General features: G+C 33.9%; 17 protein-coding genes. 14 read left to right on the top strand and 3 right to left on the bottom strand.

Annotated features, from left to right (window positions below; genetic code table 11):
- Window positions 1-94: 94 nt before the first annotated feature.
- Window positions 95-823 (top strand): T9SS type A sorting domain-containing protein, encoded by a 729-nt coding sequence (locus tag EJA19_RS08155; protein WP_125467870.1) that lies wholly within the window; start codon window positions 95-97, stop codon window positions 821-823.
- Window positions 824-1,031: 208 nt separating this feature from the next.
- On the opposite strand, the gene folK is transcribed toward EJA19_RS08155, so the two are convergent.
- Window positions 1,032-2,162: a 2-amino-4-hydroxy-6-hydroxymethyldihydropteridine diphosphokinase gene (gene folK / locus EJA19_RS08150; RefSeq protein ID WP_125467869.1), complete on the bottom strand. Its 1,131-nt coding sequence runs from the start codon at window positions 2,160-2,162 to the stop codon at window positions 1,032-1,034.
- A gap of 74 nt (window positions 2,163-2,236) precedes the next feature.
- Here folK and EJA19_RS08145 point away from each other — a divergent pair, with 74 nt between their 5' ends.
- From EJA19_RS08145 to EJA19_RS08105, 9 genes are all read left to right on the top strand, one after another.
- Complete coding sequence (locus EJA19_RS08145; RefSeq protein WP_125467868.1) at window positions 2,237-2,998, top strand: queuosine precursor transporter; 762 nt, start codon at window positions 2,237-2,239, stop codon at window positions 2,996-2,998.
- 167 nt (window positions 2,999-3,165) lie between these two features.
- Complete coding sequence (locus tag EJA19_RS08140) at window positions 3,166-5,802, top strand: AsmA family protein (protein ID WP_125467867.1); 2,637 nt, start codon at window positions 3,166-3,168, stop codon at window positions 5,800-5,802.
- 153 nt (window positions 5,803-5,955) lie between these two features.
- Window positions 5,956-6,819, top strand: coding sequence for a sigma-70 family RNA polymerase sigma factor (locus tag EJA19_RS08135; RefSeq protein WP_125467866.1), 864 nt, complete (start codon window positions 5,956-5,958; stop codon window positions 6,817-6,819).
- Window positions 6,820-6,849: 30 nt separating this feature from the next.
- The gene (gene rpsU / locus EJA19_RS08130; protein ID WP_125467865.1) at window positions 6,850-7,044 is read left to right on the top strand and encodes a 30S ribosomal protein S21; all 195 of its coding nucleotides are present in this window, start codon (window positions 6,850-6,852) and stop codon (window positions 7,042-7,044) included.
- Window positions 7,045-7,047: 3 nt separating this feature from the next.
- Window positions 7,048-7,491 (top strand): GNAT family N-acetyltransferase, encoded by a 444-nt coding sequence (locus tag EJA19_RS08125; RefSeq protein WP_125467864.1) that lies wholly within the window; start codon window positions 7,048-7,050, stop codon window positions 7,489-7,491.
- A gap of 9 nt (window positions 7,492-7,500) precedes the next feature.
- Window positions 7,501-8,904 (top strand): sodium:solute symporter family protein, encoded by a 1,404-nt coding sequence (locus EJA19_RS08120; protein ID WP_125467863.1) that lies wholly within the window; start codon window positions 7,501-7,503, stop codon window positions 8,902-8,904.
- Window positions 8,905-8,919: 15 nt separating this feature from the next.
- Window positions 8,920-10,053 carry an amidohydrolase gene (locus tag EJA19_RS08115; RefSeq protein ID WP_125467862.1) on the top strand — a complete coding sequence of 378 codons (1,134 nt, stop codon included), beginning with the start codon at window positions 8,920-8,922 and terminating at the stop codon, window positions 10,051-10,053.
- Entirely contained in the window at window positions 10,046-11,191 is a 1,146-nt protein-coding gene (alr, locus tag EJA19_RS08110; RefSeq protein WP_125467861.1) for an alanine racemase, read from the top strand. The genes EJA19_RS08115 and alr overlap by 8 nt, the downstream gene beginning before the upstream one ends.
- A 4-nt stretch (window positions 11,192-11,195) precedes the next feature.
- Entirely contained in the window at window positions 11,196-12,269 is a 1,074-nt protein-coding gene (locus EJA19_RS08105; RefSeq protein ID WP_125467860.1) for an alanine racemase, read from the top strand.
- Here EJA19_RS08105 and EJA19_RS08100 read toward each other — a convergent pair.
- Complete coding sequence (locus tag EJA19_RS08100) at window positions 12,266-13,060, bottom strand: DUF2797 domain-containing protein (protein ID WP_125467859.1); 795 nt, start codon at window positions 13,058-13,060, stop codon at window positions 12,266-12,268. The two genes, EJA19_RS08105 and EJA19_RS08100, sit on opposite strands and share 4 nt — an antisense overlap.
- A 41-nt stretch (window positions 13,061-13,101) precedes the next feature.
- On the opposite strand from EJA19_RS08100, the gene EJA19_RS08095 reads away from it, so the two are divergent.
- Window positions 13,102-14,616, top strand: a complete 1,515-nt coding sequence (locus tag EJA19_RS08095; protein ID WP_125467858.1) for a GH3 auxin-responsive promoter family protein — start codon at window positions 13,102-13,104, stop codon at window positions 14,614-14,616.
- Between the two features lie 246 nt (window positions 14,617-14,862).
- On the opposite strand, the gene EJA19_RS08090 is transcribed toward EJA19_RS08095, so the two are convergent.
- The gene (locus EJA19_RS08090) at window positions 14,863-15,735 is read right to left on the bottom strand and encodes a MerR family transcriptional regulator (protein ID WP_125467857.1); all 873 of its coding nucleotides are present in this window, start codon (window positions 15,733-15,735) and stop codon (window positions 14,863-14,865) included.
- A 147-nt stretch (window positions 15,736-15,882) separates the two neighbouring features.
- Here EJA19_RS08090 and EJA19_RS08085 point away from each other — a divergent pair, with 147 nt between their 5' ends.
- From EJA19_RS08085 to EJA19_RS08075, 3 genes are all read left to right on the top strand, one after another.
- Window positions 15,883-17,313, top strand: coding sequence for a fasciclin domain-containing protein (locus tag EJA19_RS08085; protein WP_125467856.1), 1,431 nt, complete (start codon window positions 15,883-15,885; stop codon window positions 17,311-17,313).
- A 65-nt stretch (window positions 17,314-17,378) separates the two neighbouring features.
- Window positions 17,379-18,851, top strand: coding sequence for a phytoene desaturase family protein (locus tag EJA19_RS08080; protein WP_125467855.1), 1,473 nt, complete (start codon window positions 17,379-17,381; stop codon window positions 18,849-18,851).
- Window positions 18,848-19,684, top strand: coding sequence for a phytoene/squalene synthase family protein (locus EJA19_RS08075; RefSeq protein WP_125467854.1), 837 nt, complete (start codon window positions 18,848-18,850; stop codon window positions 19,682-19,684). The genes EJA19_RS08080 and EJA19_RS08075 overlap by 4 nt, the downstream gene beginning before the upstream one ends.
- Window positions 19,685-19,697: the final 13 nt, after the last annotated feature.

The following is a 19,697-nucleotide window of genomic DNA, read 5'->3' as shown; positions in this document are numbered from 1 at the left end:
AAAAACCTACGCTAAGTTAAAGATTTTATTTATTTTAGCCCTGTTCTTTTTTAAAACCTAAAACAAATATTAACCCTAATTTAACCCAACTAAAATGAACAAAACTTTACTTACCTTTTGTGCTTTTTTTATTTTTCAATTTACATTTTCTCAAACCATAACCGTAAGTGGATCTTGTACAGACACTGACGCTTTAAGTGATTACATTCAAACAAACGGAACAGACACCCAAAACGGAAAACCCAAGTATACTGGCGTGAACTCTTCTTCAAATGATTGCTCTCAATATGTAACAGAATCGGCTTGTAACACTATTGCTAACACAAAATTAACTTACACAATAGAATGGAGTGGCAGTAATTGGGAATGGGTAAAAACCACTACAACCGGCAGCTTTTGTGTTTGGCTAATAGAAGAATGTGTTCCTGCGGCACAAACAGGATCAGACACAACACAATCATCAAGAGAGGTGTTAGCTAGTAATCCTGCAGACACCCCCACACCACCTTGTACGGGTTGGACAGGAGATTGTGCCCCGACACTTTCGGAATGTGCTACTTTGGGCTTAATTAGCAATGAATTTGACAATCAATTTACTTATTACCCTAACCCTACAAACGACAAATTCAACATTAAATTTGAAACACCAATTGAGGAGTTAACTCTTAATTTAACCAATGTTTTAGGACAGGTAATTATGAATAAAACATATAAAAACTCAAAACATATTGCGTTAAACATTAATCAGCCTGCTGGAATTTATTTTGTTAAGCTTACCTCTAAAAACAATAAAGAAGCTTATATAAAAGTCATGAAAAACTAACAAAAAAATCATTTCCTTTATTTAGGAATAGGTTAAAAACAACAATAATTGCAGTTTAACTATTGTAATTATTGTTGTTTTTTTTATTTAACATGTGCAACAATTATAAATATCTTTATTTTAACACGGTGTCATTACAGAATAAACCTCCGAACAAAATTTCCAGATGATGAAATTACTTTTAAAAATGTAAGATTCACATATTAAATCAGCTAAGTTCTATTTCCCGTAACAACCATAAGTAATCTTCGCGATGCTTGACAAAATCCTTATCGGAAATATCAATCATTTTTACGTTTAGTTCGCTTTGGTTTTTTAAAAACTCCAAATAGCCGGCATTAATTTTCTCCAGATAGGCATTTTCTATATTCTTTTCGTAATCGCGACCACGCTTTTTAATATTTTCCTGTAATCGGTTGGTATTTTGGTAGAGATAAATATAAAGCTCTGGCTTAGCGATATCCTTGTACATTAAGTAGAATAACTTCCTGTAAAGTCTGAACTCATCTTCTGGCAGGGTAATTTTGGAAAAAATCAAGGATTTATAAATATCGTAATCACTCACAATAAAATCTCTAAATAAATCCAATTGCGACAAATCGTCGCTAATTTGCTGGTAACGGTCGGCCAAAAACGACATTTCTAAAGTAAACGCATAACGTTGTTGATCTTCGTAAAATTTGGGTAAAAACGGGTTATCGGCAAAACGTTCTAGAATCAGTTTCGCATTAAAATCGTTTGATATTTTGGTTGCCAAACTTGTTTTCCCTGCACCAATATTACCTTCGATAGCAATGTAATTTAGCTTAGACAATCCATATTTTTTAATTGGATTTTTTAACCAAACATTGGCTGGCTCCAAAACACTATCATCTGGACTTTCCACCATTAATTGCATAATAGTTTTATTAAACTTTGGGTGGGTAAATTTCGCAGCAATATCTAGCAAGGGTTGCAAGACAAAATTGCGCTCGTGTAACCTCGGGTGCGGCACAACTAACAATTCGCTTTCAATCTGTTCTTCATCAAAAAACAAGACATCTAAATCTATGGTTCTTGAGGCATATCCTGAAGTAGAACTGCGCTCACGCCCCAGGCGTTTTTCAATCTCCAACAACGTGTTAATAACCGTTTGCGCGTCGTATTCGGTTTGCAACAACAAGCAGGAATTAAAAAAATCATCGCCTCGAAACCCTAAAGCTGGTGTACTGTAAACCTTAGCAATAGCTTCTATGCGACCTAATTTTTCAAAAATTAAATCTACAGCATCTTGTAGGTGTTTTAACTTATCTCCTTTGTTGCTTCCTAATGCAATATATACGTTATGGGTAGTTATCATAAGAAGTGTCAAAATAACTAAAAGTATTTTTAATAGCTTATATTTACGTCAACCTATTTATTCACAATTTGAATATGACCCAAAAAGACAAACTAGCTGCACAACGCATTTACTTAATTTTGGCTGCTTTGTTTATCACGTCGCTCGTGGTTTCTAATCTTATTTTTCAGAAGTTTTTTTACTGGCACCCAGGAAACATTGAAGTTTTTGATACTAAATTATTTGAAATTTCTGTTGGTATATTACCCTACCCCATCACCTTTTTAATCACCGATTTAATTAGTGAAATTTACGGTAAAAAACGTGCTAATCAGGTGGTTGTTACAGGTATTTTCGCATCCTTTTTCTCTATGCTAATCATTTATGTTGCCAATGCCGTTCCAGCAACAGAGTGGTCGCCTGTAAAAGACAGTTTATTTTCTACCGTCTTTGGCAGCACAGCTATTGCAGTATTTGCTAGTATGATGGCCTATTTATTGGCACAATTTGTAGATATTCAAATTTATCACTTTTGGAAACGCCTAACCAAAGGCAAGCATTTATGGCTTCGTAATAATTTTTCTACCTGGCTATCGCAATTTGTAGATACCTTTACGGTCGTATTTTTACTATGTGCTTTTGGAAAGATTGAATGGGATCTGTTTTTAGGCTTACTTTTAAGCGGTTTTATCTTTAAAGTTTTGGTAGCTTTGCTGGACACGCCATTTTTGTATTTAGGCGTTTATGCTTTTAGAAAGCGGTTTAAGCTAAACATAAACGAAGAAATTGATTTACTCGATAATCGAGATTTGAACCCATCAAGGCTTGCACCAGAATCAAAACACCCTTCTCAATAAAGACCTTATAAGCTTATCCTGAGTCAGTTTACTATAATGTTAAAGTTTACTTAACGGTTTGACTTTGTTTCGTTAAATGTGTCTTAACCTTATAGCTTATATTTGCATAACAGAAACCAAAGCACTACTATAATACGTATATACCTACAAAACTCTTTAAACCAATTATGAAGAAAGCTTTTAAAATACTAGGCATTACTTTAGGCATTATTTCCTTATTACTATTAGCTATTCCATTTCTATTTCAAGGACAGATAAAGGATATGGTTAAAAACTACCTCAACCAAAACCTTAATGCTCAAGTAGAGTTTTCTGATGTCGATTTAAGTTTTATTAGAAGCTTCCCACAAGCCTATGCCAATGTTGACGATTTAACAATCACGAATAAAAAACCGTTTGAAGGCGAAACCTTGGCCACTGTAAAATCGATTGCTTTTACCATGTCGATTAAAGAATTATTTAAAACAGCCAACGAAGATGCTATAGTCATTAATTCTATTAATATAGATGAAGCACTAATCACTTTAAAAACTAATACGCTAGGACAAGCCAATTACGATATTGCCTTACAACAAGACAATAACACTGAAACTACTAAAGAACAAAATGATACTGACAGCAGCTTTGCTTTCGATATTGAAGATTACGCCATAACGAATAGTGCTTTAACGTATATTGATGAAGCATCTAAAACTGAGGTTTTCATAACAGAACTTAACCACGAAGGTAAAGGAACATTTTCAGCCGAAAAATCTGAATTAGATACCAATACCGAAGCCAACATAAGCTTAAGCCTAGACAGTACAAAATACTTAAACAATAATCATATAAAACTAGAAGCAATTCTTGGGTTAGATTTAGATAATCAGAAATACACCTTTAAAGACAATAAAGCTTATATCAATCAACTACCATTAGAGTTTGATGGCTTTGTGCAATTACTAGAAGAAGGTCAAAATATTGATATCACTTTTGAAAATCCAGGATCATCATTTAAGGATTTCCTAGCCGTAATTCCTGAAAACTATTCTAAAAACATTGCCAACGTAGAAACTACAGGGAACTTCAAAATTTCTGGTGCTGTAAAAGGTATGCTCACTGAGGAAACCATTCCTACAATGAATATTAACATTGTATCCAACAATGCCTCGTTTAAATATCCAGATCTTCCAAAAAGTGTAGAAAACATTAGTATAAACACTAGCATAAAAAACACTTCAGGAAATGCAGACGATACCTTCGTAGACATTCAAACTCTTAATTTTAAAATAGATGAAGACGTCTTCAAGTCTTCTGCTACTTTAAGAAATTTAACCCAAAATATGCTCGTTAATGCTAATATTGATGGTACACTTAACCTAAGCAACATTACTAAAGCTTACCCAGTTGAACTAGACAACGAATTAACAGGCACTTTAAAAGGCAACCTAAACACTAACTTCGATGTAAATGCTATTGAAACCAATGCTTACAGCCGTATAAAAAACAACGGAACAGTTAGTATTAGCGACTTTGTGTTCTCTTCGGAAGATATTGTAAACCCCATTGAAATCACACAAGCTAACATCAATTTTAAACCAGGAACCATAACGTTAAAAAACTTTAATGCTTCAACAGGACAAAGCGACCTATACGCTACTGGAACCATTGACAATCTGTTAGGCTTTTTACTTAGCGACAAAAAACTACAAGGGAACTTTAATGTAAATTCTAACAAATTTGTGGTTCGCGATTTTATGGTACCCGATGAAGACACAGGCGAAGACAATAAAACGACAAGTGAAAGCGAATCCTTAAAAATCCCCGATTTTTTAGATTGTACCATTAATGCCGATGCCAAAGAAGTCGTTTACAACAACCTTACACTTAAAGATGTTAAAGGATCGCTTGTTATTAAAGATCAACAAGCATCGTTAAATAATATGACGTCCCGAATTTTTAATGGCGGGTTATCCATAAACGGACTTGTAGACACCAAAAACGACACACCAACATTTAACCTAGATCTTGGCGCCGATAATTTTGACATTTCACAATCTTTTAAAGACTTAGAACTTTTGCAAGCCCTTGCTCCTATTGCTAATGTTTTGCAAGGAAAATTAAATTCCACCTTACATCTTTCTGGCGATTTAGATAGTGAGTTTTCACCCAAACTAACTAGCATCTCTGGCGACGCTTTTGCCGAGCTGCTTACCAAGCAAATTAACACCGAAAACTCACCTTTACTTAGTAAATTAGAGAACAACGTTAATTTTATTGACTTTAAAAAACTAAACTTGGACGATTTAAAAGCCAATTTAGAGTTTAACAATGGGCATGTTAATGTTAAACCATTCAATCTTAAATATGAAGACATCGATATTCAAATTTCTGGAGCACACAGCTTTGACAAAACCATAGATTACAATGTTGTATTTCAAGTACCTGCAAAATATTTAGGAAGCGACATCAATAGACTTATCGGAAAAATAGACGACCAAGAAGTTAACAACATTTCCATTCCTGTTACTGCCAATATTGGTGGCAGTTTTACAAGTCCAACGGTAAAAACCGATTTATCGAGTGCTACCACAAACCTCACCAATCAATTAATCGAAATTCAAAAACAAAAACTTTTAAACCAAGGATCCAACACGATTAAAGATTTACTTGGCGGTTTAAATGACAATCAAAACCAAGACACAGAAACACAAACTAATACAGATTCAACTAACACCAATAGCAACACTGTAGAAGAAGGTGTAAAAGACCTTATTGGAAATATTTTTGGTAAAAAGAAACAAGCGAAGGACTCCGTGAATTAAAACATATTCACGCCTAAATTGTTAACATCTTCTTAAATTTCACCTAAATCAAGGTGTTTTTAAAAAAGAAGTGCTACTTTTTTTGGATTTCCCATAAAAAAGGTTATGTTGTAGAGTTCATAACATTACATAACATAAATTTCAGGAAAGCATATGAGGCAGTTAAAAATTACCAAGCAGGTTACGAATAGGGAATCTAAGTCACTTGACAAGTATCTTCAAGATATAAGTAAAATGCCCCTAATTACAGCTGAAGAAGAAGTTGAGTTAGCACAACGTATTCGCGAAGGTGACCAACAAGCTTTGGATAAATTAACAACAGCCAACTTACGTTTTGTGGTTTCTGTAGCCAAACAATATCAAAATCAAGGTTTAAAATTACCCGATTTAATTAACGAAGGGAATGCAGGTTTAGTTAAAGCTGCTAAAAGATTTGATGAAACACGCGGGTTTAAATTTATCTCTTACGCTGTTTGGTGGATTCGTCAATCTATTTTACAAGCATTGGCAGAGCAAGCTAGAATTGTTCGTTTACCACTAAATAAAATTGGATCAATAAATAAAATCAACAAAGCGTATTCTCATTTAGAACAAGCGCATCAAAGACCACCAAGTCCAGAAGAAATTGCTAAAGAACTAGACATGACTGTTAGCGATGTAAAACAGTCTATGAAAAACTCGGGAAGACATTTATCTATGGACGCCCCGTTAAAAGAAGGTGAAGATTCTAGTTTATACGATGTTGTAAAATCTGGCGAATCACCTAATCCGGACAAAGATCTTTTAAAGGACTCTTTAAATGTTGAAGTAAATCGCGCTTTGGACACCTTATCACAACGCGAAGCAGATGTTATTCGTTTATACTATGGTATAAGTAACGAACAACCTATGAGCTTAGAAGAAATAGGTGAAACCTTTGGACTAACAAGAGAACGTGTTAGACAAATTAAAGAAAAAGGTATTCGTAGATTACGACACAGTTCAAAAAATAAAATATTAAAAACTTACTTAGGATAATCTTAAGTAATAATACACTAAAATCGATATATGTTAAAAATTGAAGTAAAAGAAGGCGAAAAAATTGAACGCGCATTAAAACGTTACAAACGTAAACACCGTAACGTAAAAATCATGCAGCAAATTCGCGAAAACCAATATTACACTAAAAAATCTGTTGAAAGAAGAAAAGAAATTCAAAAGGCCTCTTACATTCAGTCTATTAGAGACGAAGAAGCCATTTAATTTATGAATGTATTCAAAATATACAATTCCAACGCAAAACCATCTCAAGAAGAGAAAGACATCATTATTAATTTTCTTCACGCACATTTACAAGAATTTGGTGATGACAAAAAAGACATTGCCAAATGTTTAGATTATGCGGTAAAAGATAACATCTCAGCTCAAGGTGGTTTTGTGCTTGTAATTAAAGATAAAGAAGGCATTCAAGGCATTACCATAATTAACGAAACAGGAATGGATGGTTATATCCCCGAAAACATTCTTGTTTATATTGCAGTACACCAAAACGCTCGCGGCAAAGGCATAGGCAAGCAACTCATGCAAAAAGCTATAGACTTAACAAATGGCGATATTGCACTTCACGTAGAACCTAACAATCCTGCTATACACCTTTACGAAAAATTAGGATTTGAAAACAAATATCTTGAAATGCGGCTGAAAAAGTAAACAGTCTGTATGAACATTATAGATATTCTTGTTTTTATTATTTACATGATTGTCGTTCTGACAATCGGATTTTATTACTATAGAAAAAACAAAAGCGCAAGCGACTACTACGTTGGTAGTAACAATATGAGTAGTTGGCATGTGGGCTTATCTGTTGTCGCTACCGATGTTGGCGGTGGATTTTCTATTGGCCTCGGTGGCTTAGGGTTTGTTATGGGGCTTTCTGGGTCTTGGATGTTATTTACAGGACTTGTAGGCGCTTGGTTAAGCGCTGTATTGCTAATACCTAAAGTAATTAAGGAAGGACACGAATTTAATCTCCTTACATTTCCCGAACTCTTAAAACGTAATTACGGTAAAAATGTAGCTCTTCTTGCTGGCGTTATTTCATTTATTGGATATCTTGGTTTTACTGCTTCACAATTATTGGCTGGCGCTAAACTAGCCGTTGGCACCTTTTCCGAGTTAAGTTTAAATCACGCCTTAATTATAATGGGCGGCATTGCTTTATTTTATACCGTTTTTGGCGGCATAAAAGCCGTCATTTACACAGACACATTTCAATGGATTATTTTAATGATAGGACTCATCTTTATTGGAATTCCAATTGCTTACACAACACTTGGTGGTTTTGAAGCCGTTTCTAAGACATTACCAACCGAATTCTTTAGCCTAACCAACGTTTCTTGGATAGATATTTTAAATTGGAGTATTACCATTATTCCTATTTGGTTTGTTGGAATGACACTCTACCAGCGTATTTATGCCTGTAAAGATGAAAAAACGGCTAAAAAGGCGTGGTACATTGCTGGCATTTTTGAATATCCCATTATGGCATTTATGGGGGTTGCTCTAGGCTTATTGGCTCGTGTTGCTGCAGAACAAGGTTTGTTTGCCCCAGAAGGGTTTATAACGGCAGCTACTATGGATCCAGAAATAGGACTACCCATGCTTTTAAAAAATGTTTTACCCGTAGGATTGATGGGACTCATGCTTTCAGCCTACTTTTCGGCTATTATGTCTACAGCTGATAGCTGCTTATTAGCCGCTTCAGGAAATTTCACTACAGATATTTTAGGGATGAACGATAGCAACCCAAAAACTATTCGTATATCGCAAATCATCACTTTCGTCATAGGGTTTGCTGCCATTTTAATTGCTACAGCAATGACCAGCGTTTTAGATTTAATGCTTAGCTCCTATGCTTTTATGGTTTCTGGCTTATTAGTTCCCGTTTTGGCAATGCTATTTTTGAAAAGAAAAAAGCCCCTAGCGGCACTATTAGCTATGCTCTTTGGTGGATTTTCAACATTATTAATTATATTTTTAGACGTTGACATTCCTTATGGTTTAGATCCAATTATAATTGGCATTTCAATTTCATGGCTTACTTATCTTTTAGTTAAAAAATAAGCCGTATTTTTAAGTGTGAACTTAAACAACCTAACAACATACCGGAAACAAATCCATCAAAACCCTGAACTTTCAGGACAAGAAAAACAAACCGCTAAACAGCTTATTCATGCTATAAAAAAACTAAACCCTACAGAGATTATCACTAATATTAACGGGTATAGTTTTGCTGTTATTTTTGATAGTGGTAATACTGGTAAAACGGTTATGTTTCGCGCCGAGTTAGATGCTCTGCCTATACAAGAAATCAACACTTTTTCGCATCAGTCTAAAACCAAAGGCGTATCGCACAAATGTGGACACGATGGCCATATGACCATCCTTTATGGCCTAGCACAAGAACTACAAAAAACAACAATTGCAAAAGGAAGAGTCATCTTGCTGTTTCAATCGGCTGAAGAAACTGGAGAAGGTGCCAAAGCTATTTTAAATGATGAAAAGTTTAAATCCATAACACCCGATTTTATTTTCGCACTTCACAATGTTCCTGGTTATCCTTTTGGAGATGTTATTTGCAAAACAGAAACTTTTACACCTTCGGTGGTAAGCCTTGCCGTTACTTTACAAGGCAAAACTGCTCACGCTGCCGAACCAGAAAACGGTATTAACCCAGATATAGCATTACAGGAACTTATTTTTAAAATAAAGCAATTAGAAAACCCTAACCAAGACGACAAAGATTTTTCAACCATTGCTACGGTTTTCGCTACTTTAGGTTCCAAAGATTATGGGATTTCGGCTGGTAATGCCGAGCTTCATTTTACCATTCGCTGTTGGACCTTAAAGCAACTTCATATTTTAAAACAACATATTACCAATATCGTAAAAAACACTTGTAACAAATATCAACTAAATCATACTTTGGATTGGTTTGAAGAATTTGCTTCAAACAAAAATGACGAAAGTGCTACAAAACACATTAAAAAAGCTGCAAAACACCTTAATTTTAACTATATAGAAAAAACACATCCGTTTAAATGGGGAGAAGATTTTGGATTATTTACGCAACACTACAAAGGTGCCATGTTTGGTTTAGGTGCGGGACAAAACACACCTGCCTTGCATAATCCAGATTATGATTTCCCTGATAACATTACAGAAAATGGAATTTTAATGTTTTACCAAATTTTAAAACAAATCAATGCCTAATTCAATTATAGAAATTAGCCAAAAGGCTATAAAAAATAATATTACTTACATTAAATCTTTATTAAACGACCAAACAACCATGTCTTGTGTTTTAAAAGGTAATGCTTACGGTCATGGCATTTCGGTTATGGTTCCGGCTTTACAAAAGGTAGGCATACATCATTTTTCGGTATTTAATTCGTTGGAAGCTCGTCAAGTTTTTAACAATGCAAAAGGAGAATTCACTATTATGGTTATGGGAGATATTAGTGACGAAGATGCCCATTGGATGATTGAAAACCATATTGAGTTTTATACGTTCAATTTACAGCGCATTCAAAATATGCTAGAGATTGCCAAAACAAAAAACACCCCTTTAAACATTCATTTAGAGATTGAAACTGGTATGAACAGAACGGGTTTTAATAAAAGCGATTGGCAAGAATTAATTCATATTATAAAAAATAACCGTAAGTATATAAATGTAAAAGGAATTTGCACACACTATGCTGGTGCAGAAAGCGTAAGTAATTATGTACGTGTAAAATTGCAACGCAATATTTTTAAAAAAGCTATTAAATATTTTAAAAACGAAGGTATTCAACCAGAACGCATCCACAGTTCTTGTAGCGCGGCAATCTTGGCGTTCCCCGAAGATAATTTTGATATGGTTCGTATTGGTATTCTTCATTATGGATTATGGCCAAGCAGAGAAACGTTTATCTCTCATATGACAAAACACAATCTTGAATATTCTCCGCTGAAACCTATTTTATCGTGGACATCCTATATTATGGATATTAAACACGTGAACAAAGGCGAATATATTGGTTACGGAAATTCGTATCTTGCTGAAAACAACATGACCATTGCCTCTGTTCCTATTGGTTACGGATATGGCTATAGCAGAAGTTTAAGCAACCAAGGGCGCGTTATTGTTAATAATAACCGTTTTAGCGTTATTGGTATTGTAAATATGAATATGCTTTTAATAGATATTACAGCAGATCAAAATGTAGCCATTAACGACAATGTAATTTTAATAGGCAAACAAGGTGACCATGAAATTACTGTATCGTCTTTTGGAAACATGACAGATCAATTAAATTATGAAGTACTTTCTAGGATAGACAAAGATATCCCAAGAATTTTAAAATAACTCTATGGCCTACTTTACATTAAATAAAGCATCATTAACACATAACTACAGGTTTTTACAAAAGCTATTCAATAAAGAAGGCATGACTTGGGCGCCTGTTTTAAAACTTCTATGTGGTCATGAAAAATATTTAGAATTTGTGCTTTCTTTAGGAGACGAACAAGTTTGCGATGCTAGATTATCCAACCTTAAAACCATAAAAAAATTAAAACCTAACGTTGAAACTATTTACATTAAACCCCCTGCAAAACGTAGTATAAAAAATATTGTTAAATACGCAGATGTAAGCTTTAATACCGAATACACAACCATTAAATGGCTATCTGAAGAAGCTAAAAGACAAAACAAAACTCACCGAGTTATTATTATGATAGAATTAGGTGATTTACGAGAAGGCATTATGGGCGATCATTTAATGGATTTTTACGAAAAAGTTTTTCAGCTCCCCAACATAAAGGTTGCCGGCATTGGTACAAACCTTAATTGTTTGAGTGGTGTTATGCCAAGTAAAGACAAACTCATACAATTATGTTTATACGAACAGTTAATTGAAGCCAAATTTAATCGTAAAATTGAAGGTGTTACTGGTGGATCGTCTGTCATGGTACCACTTTTAATAAAGGGTATTGTTCCCGAAGGCATTAATCATTTTAGAGTTGGTGAAACCCTATTTTTTGGCACCGACTTGTTTGAAAACAATACTATAGAAGGCATGAAAGATGATGTATTTACCCTACATTCTGAAATCATTGAGATAACAGAAAAACCTAGTGTACCTTATGGAAAATTAGATAAAAACCCTTCCGGTGAAGTGTTTGAAATTGACGAGACCAAATTTACCGAAATTCAAAAACGAGCTATTCTAGATATTGGGTTGTTAGATATTTCGAAAGTCGATTTTTTAAAACCTATAAATACTTCATTAAATTTTGTTGGTGCTAGTTCAGATATGTTAATAATAGATATCACTAATGCAAATCGTGCCTATAAAGTGGGCGATATTATTAGTTTTAGAACAGATTACATGGGAGCCCTTCGCGTAATGAATTCAGAATACATTGGGAAACGTCTTATTTAATTTACCGTAATTCCAACTACCAAACCTTCGTTACTCCTAATATTAAAAACCGTTTGATCTTCAAAAATTAAATATTGTCCTTTTACACCTACTAATTTTCCTGTATAATTTTTAGTCTTTTCAAGGTTTAAGCTTTTTGGCTTTTCTGGGTATTTAGTTACTGGAAACTGCAAATTGGTTTCAGTGTTATTCTCAATAAAGTATTCTGATGCCTCCTCTGGAATATACTGTTTTAAATGCTCTCGCCACTCTACCAAATTTTCATCTTTAATATCGTTTTTAAGCATCGTTCGCCAATTGGTTTTATCGCTAACATGCTCTTTTAAAGCTACCTCAGTAATACCAGCTAAATACCTATTTGGCACTTCAACAATTTCTATGGCTTCATGTGCACCTTGATCAATCCAACGTGTTGGCACCTGACTTTTTCTAGTAACACCTACTTTTACATTACTAGAATTAGCTAAATACACAATATGCGGTTGCAATTGCACTTTCTTTTCGTATGCTAAATCTCGGTCTTCTTTATCTAAATGTGCTGTACTTAATTCTGGTCGCATAACCCAATCAGCAGCTTGCGGCACATCAAAAAAACAGCTTTTACAAAACCCTTGTCGGTAAATAGGCTTGTTAAGCCCACAGTTTAAACACTGATACTTAACAAATTCCAAGGTAATGGTTTTACCCAACATTTGGTTTAGGTTTATAAAGTCGCTTTCAAACACTAGATAATATTGAATAGGATCTAAAAACTCCGTATTCATTTTTGTGAGAACGCCTTGGTAGGTCATAAAAAAAAGTATTATTTTTATTTTTTAAAGATAATGCAAATATGCCAATTCCTATAGTAAATTCCATTGCTTCCTGGTTTTTAAAAAAACGTTTTCATCAAATTGAATTATTTTTAAAGTACCCTAACGAAGTACAACAGGAGTTACTATTTCAACTGCTATCCAAAGCTAAAGACACCGAGTTTGGAAAAACTTATGATTTTGCTTCGATAAAAGACTACAATACTTTTTCAAATCGTATTCCTATATCCACTTACGAAGATTATCACGATGCTATTGAACGCTCGCGTCAAGGAGAACACAATATTTTTTGGCCACAGCCTATAAAGTGGTTTGCAAAATCTAGCGGAACAACCAATAGTAAAAGTAAATTTATTCCTGTTAGCGAGGACTCGCTTGAAGATTGTCATTATGCCGCTAGTAAGGATTTGCTTTGCATGTATCTTAATAACAATGAAAATTCGCAGCTTTTTACTGGGAAGAGCCTAAGACTAGGTGGCAGTAAAGAACTTTACAAAGAAAATGGGACTGTTTTTGGCGACCTTTCTGCAATACTAATAGATAATATGCCCTTTTGGGCTGAATTTAGTAGCACGCCAAGCAGCAAGGTTTCACTTATGAGCGAATGGGAAACCAAAATGGAAGCTATTGTAAACGAAACTATTCAAGAAAACGTTACTAGCTTAGCTGGCGTTCCTTCTTGGATGTTGGTGTTATTAAACAATGTTCTAGAAAAAACAGGAAAAGATAACATATTTGATATTTGGCCAAACCTAGAAGTTTATTTTCATGGCGGCGTAAGCTTTGTGCCTTACAAAGCTCAATACAAACGTATTTTTCCTAGAAAGGATTTTAGGTATTACGAAATTTACAATGCTTCGGAAGGTTTTTTTGCTATTCAAGATAAAAATAAATCGAGTGAATTGTTACTCATGTTAGATTATGGCATTTTCTACGAATTTATTCCTATGGAAACATACGGCACCAAACATGAGAAAATTATTCCACTAGGCGAGGTTGAAAAGGATAAAAATTACGCAGTTATTATTACCACAAATGCTGGATTATGGCGTTATAAAATTGGAGACACTATAAAATTTACTTCTACACAGCCTTATCGTATAAAAATTACGGGGCGTACCAAACATCATATTAATGCTTTTGGCGAAGAATTAATTATAGAAAATGCCGAAGAAGCTTTAAAGAAAGTTTGTAAAAAGACAAAGTCGGAAATTGTAGACTATACCGCAGCACCTATTTTTATGGACGGTAAAGAAAAAGGAGCCCACGAATGGTTAATTGAATTTAAAACACCTCCAAATAATATTGATTATTTTAATGAATTACTAGATAACGCTTTAAAATCCCTTAATTCAGATTATGAAGCAAAACGTTATAACAATATGACGTTAAACAAACCTAAAATCCACATTGCCAGATCCCATTTATTTTACGACTGGTTAAAACAAAACAACAAACTAGGCGGCCAACATAAAGTCCCCAGGTTATCAAACACAAGAGAGTATTTAGATGAACTCCTTCAAATAAATTCATAGTAGCTATTCATCGAAAAAAATAGCTCTATTTTTTCTCTTAACGAAAATAATGGTGTGTTTATCTAAAAACAGATAAGGTAATTTTTTTCTTACATGTAAAACTGTAGTTTTACAACATCATATCATGCTTATAGGCTTTAAAAAGACTATTATTTATAGCCTATTTTCATAATGTTACTATTAATTAACATATCCATAAAGCTTAAAAAAACCACTTAAAGTTATTAAGTGGTTTTTTTATGATACTTATTTAAAGTTTTCTAAACAGTCCACAAAATCTTTAGGACTTTTCAAATAAATACTTTCTCCTTCTTTAATAGCGTCCTCTATGTTTTCTGTATTTCCCGATATGTATAGTGGAACATTAGACTTAGAACAAAACGCATTAATTTTTGTAAAAGTTGCTTTTTGTATTGGAGTTATAAACATGGTTAACATAATGTTTGGTGTAACATCTTGAATTATTTGGTTAATATTTTCTAATGGAACATTTTGCCCCAAATAATAAACTTTCCACCCTAATTTTCTAGCCAAATAATAGGCTAAAAGCAGTCCTATTTCATGATACTCATTCTCTATTAAAAACATCACAATAGTAGGTGCACCTTCGGGTGGATATGGCAGTAAATCTATCTCAGTAAACATTTTTTTCTTAATTAAGTTTGAAACAAAATGCTCTTGAAATGGCATAACTCTATCAATACCCCATAAAACGCCCACTCTATTTAAAAATGGATAAACAATCTCTAAAACCGTAGTCAATAAGCCTTTATTTATAATTTGAGTTTTTAAAATATTATCAAACGCCTGTTCATCCATATCCAACAAACTTGCAATCAAAGCATTTATTTCCACCTTATACGTCTCATTAGAGATTTGATTAGCAACCGCTTTATGAATGTCTTCTTCAGACATTTTATCGATTTTGGATATTCTATACCCATTTTTAGTAAGTAAGCTAATATTTAAAAGCTTTTTCAGTAGACTATCTGAATAATATCTAATGTTCGTTTCTGTTCGCTCTGGTTCTATTAAAGAATAGCGCGTTTCCCATTTTCTTAACGTATGGGCATTAATTCCTGTAAGTGTTACCACTTGAGCCATTGTATATTTACTCATGTCTAATTTTTTACGCTATAAAATTATACATTTTTTTGAAAAAACTGGTAACTAAATTCATTTTGTCTATTTTATTGTTCAATTTATTTGACAAATAATATTTTTTTGTATATTTGTCTAACTTTAACATTAAAAACAAAGACAAAAATGAAAACAACAAAATTATTATTCCTATTATTAAGTTTCGCTTTCATTGGCGTCTCTTGTAGTAGTGACGACGACAATTCTACACCTTCAACACCATCAAATCAGAAAGACATTGTTGAACTGGCTGTAGACACACCAGAATTATCAACTTTAGTTGATGCACTCTCAAGAGCTGATGGTGATTTAGTTAGCGTGCTTAGCGGCGATGGCCCTTTTACAGTTTTAGCACCAACTAATGATGCTTTTTCAAGCTTTTTAACCAATAACGGTTTTAACTCTTTAAACGAAGTCCCAAGTGATCTTCTTTCGCAAATTTTATTAAATCATGTTATTATGGCCGATGTTGAGTCATCAAGTTTAATAGCTATGGGTTCTGGATATACTTCTGGAAGTGCAACTGGCGCAGGCGGCAATAATATTAGTATTTATTTCGATACATCCAATGGAGTTACTTTCAACAATTCTGGCATGGTTACCACAGCAGATATTGAAGCAAGTAACGGAACCATACATATTATAGATGGTGTTTTAGGACTACCAGACGTTGTTAGTCATGCCTCTAATAATCCTGCATTTTCAAGTTTAGTTGCAGCACTTGGTGCTGCAGATGGCAATTTAGTATCTGTACTTCAGGGAGATGGACCTTTTACTGTACTTGCTCCAGACAATAGCGCTTTTGATACTTTTTTAAATGGTGCTTCATTAGGTGACGTTGATACAGCTGTATTATCACAAATTCTACTCAATCATGTCATTTCAGGATCTGCAATTTCTTCAGAAGCACTAGTAAATAATGGTGCTGGATACACCAACACAGCTGCTACAGGTGCTGGAGATAATAGTATGAGTTTATATTACAATACCAGTAACGGTGTTATGTTTAATGGTATATCGACTGTTTTTCAAGCCGATGTAGTTGGTACAAATGGTATTATTCACGCAGTAGATACAGTAATCGATATCCCTACAGTAGTAACATTCGCACTAGCCGACCCTAATTTTTCAACGTTAGTTTCTGCTTTAACCGAATTAACTCCAGCTACGGATTTTGCGTCAATTTTATCACGTACTGAAGGCGGAAATGCCGATGGTATAAATCCAGATTTCACGGTATTCGCTCCTACTAACGATGCTTTTGATGCTTTAATTGGCGAGCTAGGTGGTGTGCCAGATGAAAACACTCTAACAGATGTATTATTGTACCATGTAGCCAGTGGTGCTAATGTAACTTCTAGCGACCTTAATACTGGTGCAAATCCTGTAACATCATTGCAAGGCAGCAGTTTTACCATAAACCTTCCAGGATCTGGTAGTAACATTGCTGATATAACCGATGGTTCTGGCGCTATGGATATAGGTATTATAGCTGTTGACGTACAGGCTGGAAATGGCGTTATACATGTTTTAAATAAAGTTATGCTCCCTAACTAATAGCAAACAATAATTCAATTTACAAGCCGATAGTTTTAGCTATCGGCTTATTTAAAAGTCATTAAATGAATTCAAAAAAAATTATTGTTATCGGATCGGGATTTTCATCACTTTCTGCTGCTTGCTATTTAGCAAAACAAGGTCACAAAGTGACTATTCTTGAAAAAAATAGCACTATTGGAGGACGTGCAAGGCAATTAAAAAAAGACGGATTTACTTTCGATATTGGCCCAACATTTTATTGGATGCCTGATGTTTTTGAACGTTTTTTTAATGATTTTGGCAAAACAACTTCAGAATTTTACACCTTAAACAAACTCAGCCCTGCTTATCAAATTTATTTTGGCAAGCAAGATGCTATAAGCATTTCTGACAGTTTTAACGAAATAAAACAAACCTTTGAAAATATTGAAAAAGGAAGTAGTGAAAAACTACAACAGTTTATTAACAAAGCCGAAATAAATTACAATATCGCTATAAAAAATTTAGTTTATAAACCAGGCGAAAACCTCTTGGAAATAGTTAATTGGAAAACCATCTTTAAGTTACATGAATTTATTTCAACGATTTCAAAGCAAGTTTCTAAATCGTTTAAAAATAAAAAGCTAAGAAAAACCTTAGAGTTTCCTGTATTGTTTCTTGGCGCCAAACCAGATAACACACCGTCTTTTTACAATTTTATGAATTATGCCGATTTTAAATTAGGCACTTGGCATCCTAAAGGTGGTATGTATAAGGTTGTAGAAGGTATAAGCACATTAGCAAAAAGCTTAGATGTTACTATTCACACCAATTGTGAAGTTAATGAAATAATCACTAAGAACGATAACTCAGTTTCTGGAGTAAATACAAACTGCGGATATTTTGATTGCGACATTTTACTTAGTGGTGCCGATTATTATCATACTGAAACCTTACTGCCAAATCATTTAAGGCAATACACAGAAAATTATTGGAACAACAAAACATTTGCGCCTTCGGCGTTACTATTTTATGTTGGCATAGATAAAAAACTTAACAACGTATCCCACCATACTTTATTTTTTGACACCGATTTTGAAATTCATGCCAAAACTATATACGATACTAAAGAGTGGGCAGAAAAACCTTTATTTTATGCTAGTTTTCCAAGTATAACAGACGAAAGTGTTGCACCCAAAAACAAGGAAGCTGCTATTTTCTTAATTCCAATTGCTCCAGATATAAAGGACACACCTGAAATTAGAGAAACCTATTTTAAACAATTAATTGATCGTCTTGAAAACATCACTGGAGAATCTATTAAAGACCATGTTCTTTTTCATGAATCGTATTGTGTAAGCGATTTTAAACAAGACTACAACTCCTATAAAGGCAATGCCTACGGACTAGCAAACACGTTAATGCAAACCCATATTCTTAGGCCTAAACTAAAAAGCAAAAAACTAAACAATCTTTATTTCTGTGGGCAATTAACTGTTCCTGGACCAGGAGTTCCTCCATCTTTAATTTCGGGTAAAATTGTTAGCGATTTAATTAATAAATATCATACATCATGAAAGCCTTATTCGACTCCTCTAGTTTAAAATGCAGTGAAATTATCACAAAAACATACAGCACCTCTTTCTCTTTAGGTATTAAGCTATTTGCCCCTTCGATTAGACCTGCTATTTATGCCATTTACGGTTTTGTTCGTTATGCCGATGAGATTGTAGATTCGTTTAACGACTATAATCAAGAGCGTCTTTTTAAAGATTTTGTTCATGATTACCACAAAGCACTTGAGCATAAAATTAGCCTAAACCCTATTATTAATGCGTTTCAAGAGGTCGTGCATAACTATAAATTACACACTTATGCCGAGGATTTTCTAAAACGTATGGAAGCCGATTTAACGGTTTCTAACTATACGACTAAAGAAGATTATGAGAATTACATTTATGGCTCTGCCGATGTGGTTGGCCTTATGTGCTTAAGGGTTTTTGTAAATAATGACGACATTAAGTTTAACGATTTAAAGCAATCGGCTAAACATTTAGGCTCAGCATTTCAAAAGGTAAACTTTTTAAGAGATTTTAAAGACGATACCGAAAAACTTGGCCGATCGTATTTTCCTAATCTTCAAAATAACACCTTAAACAACTTAACTAAGCAGGAGATTATAAACGATATAGAATTGGATTTTAATGAAGCTTATAAAGGCATTATTCAGTTACCAATAGAAAGTAGGCTTGGTGTTTATATTGCTTACAGGTATTATTTAAAACTTTTGAAAAAATTAAAAAACACCGATTCTAAACTTATCACAAATAGACGCATACGTGTGTCCAATGGTCTTAAGTTTTTCATTTTTACGAAATCATATATACGCTATAAGCTTCATGCTTTTTAAAATCGCTGTTAAT

The sequence above is a fragment of the Mangrovimonas spongiae genome (genome assembly GCF_003944795.1).
Classification (GTDB): domain Bacteria; phylum Bacteroidota; class Bacteroidia; order Flavobacteriales; family Flavobacteriaceae; genus Mangrovimonas; species Mangrovimonas spongiae.
Note: the sequence above shows the minus strand (reverse complement) of the source record. Positions and strands in the feature narration are given on the sequence as shown.

Excerpts from the sequence above, each read along its gene's own strand:
- EJA19_RS08155 (WP_125467870.1), top strand. The coding sequence starts at position 95 with ATGAACAAAACTTTACTTACCTTTTGTGCTTTTTTTATTTTTCAATTT.
- folK (WP_125467869.1), bottom strand. The coding sequence starts at position 2,162 with ATGATAACTACCCATAACGTATATATTGCATTAGGAAGCAACAAAGGA.
- EJA19_RS08145 (WP_125467868.1), top strand. The coding sequence starts at position 2,237 with ATGACCCAAAAAGACAAACTAGCTGCACAACGCATTTACTTAATTTTG.
- EJA19_RS08140 (WP_125467867.1), top strand. The coding sequence starts at position 3,166 with ATGAAGAAAGCTTTTAAAATACTAGGCATTACTTTAGGCATTATTTCC.
- EJA19_RS08135 (WP_125467866.1), top strand. The coding sequence starts at position 5,956 with ATGAGGCAGTTAAAAATTACCAAGCAGGTTACGAATAGGGAATCTAAG.
- rpsU (WP_125467865.1), top strand. The coding sequence starts at position 6,850 with ATGTTAAAAATTGAAGTAAAAGAAGGCGAAAAAATTGAACGCGCATTA.
- EJA19_RS08125 (WP_125467864.1), top strand. The coding sequence starts at position 7,048 with ATGAATGTATTCAAAATATACAATTCCAACGCAAAACCATCTCAAGAA.
- EJA19_RS08120 (WP_125467863.1), top strand. The coding sequence starts at position 7,501 with ATGAACATTATAGATATTCTTGTTTTTATTATTTACATGATTGTCGTT.
- alr (WP_125467861.1), top strand. The coding sequence starts at position 10,046 with ATGCCTAATTCAATTATAGAAATTAGCCAAAAGGCTATAAAAAATAAT.
- EJA19_RS08105 (WP_125467860.1), top strand. The coding sequence starts at position 11,196 with ATGGCCTACTTTACATTAAATAAAGCATCATTAACACATAACTACAGG.
- EJA19_RS08100 (WP_125467859.1), bottom strand. The coding sequence starts at position 13,060 with ATGACCTACCAAGGCGTTCTCACAAAAATGAATACGGAGTTTTTAGAT.
- EJA19_RS08095 (WP_125467858.1), top strand. The coding sequence starts at position 13,102 with ATGCCAATTCCTATAGTAAATTCCATTGCTTCCTGGTTTTTAAAAAAA.
- EJA19_RS08090 (WP_125467857.1), bottom strand. The coding sequence starts at position 15,735 with ATGAGTAAATATACAATGGCTCAAGTGGTAACACTTACAGGAATTAAT.
- EJA19_RS08085 (WP_125467856.1), top strand. The coding sequence starts at position 15,883 with ATGAAAACAACAAAATTATTATTCCTATTATTAAGTTTCGCTTTCATT.
- EJA19_RS08080 (WP_125467855.1), top strand. The coding sequence starts at position 17,379 with ATGAATTCAAAAAAAATTATTGTTATCGGATCGGGATTTTCATCACTT.
- EJA19_RS08075 (WP_125467854.1), top strand. The coding sequence starts at position 18,848 with ATGAAAGCCTTATTCGACTCCTCTAGTTTAAAATGCAGTGAAATTATC.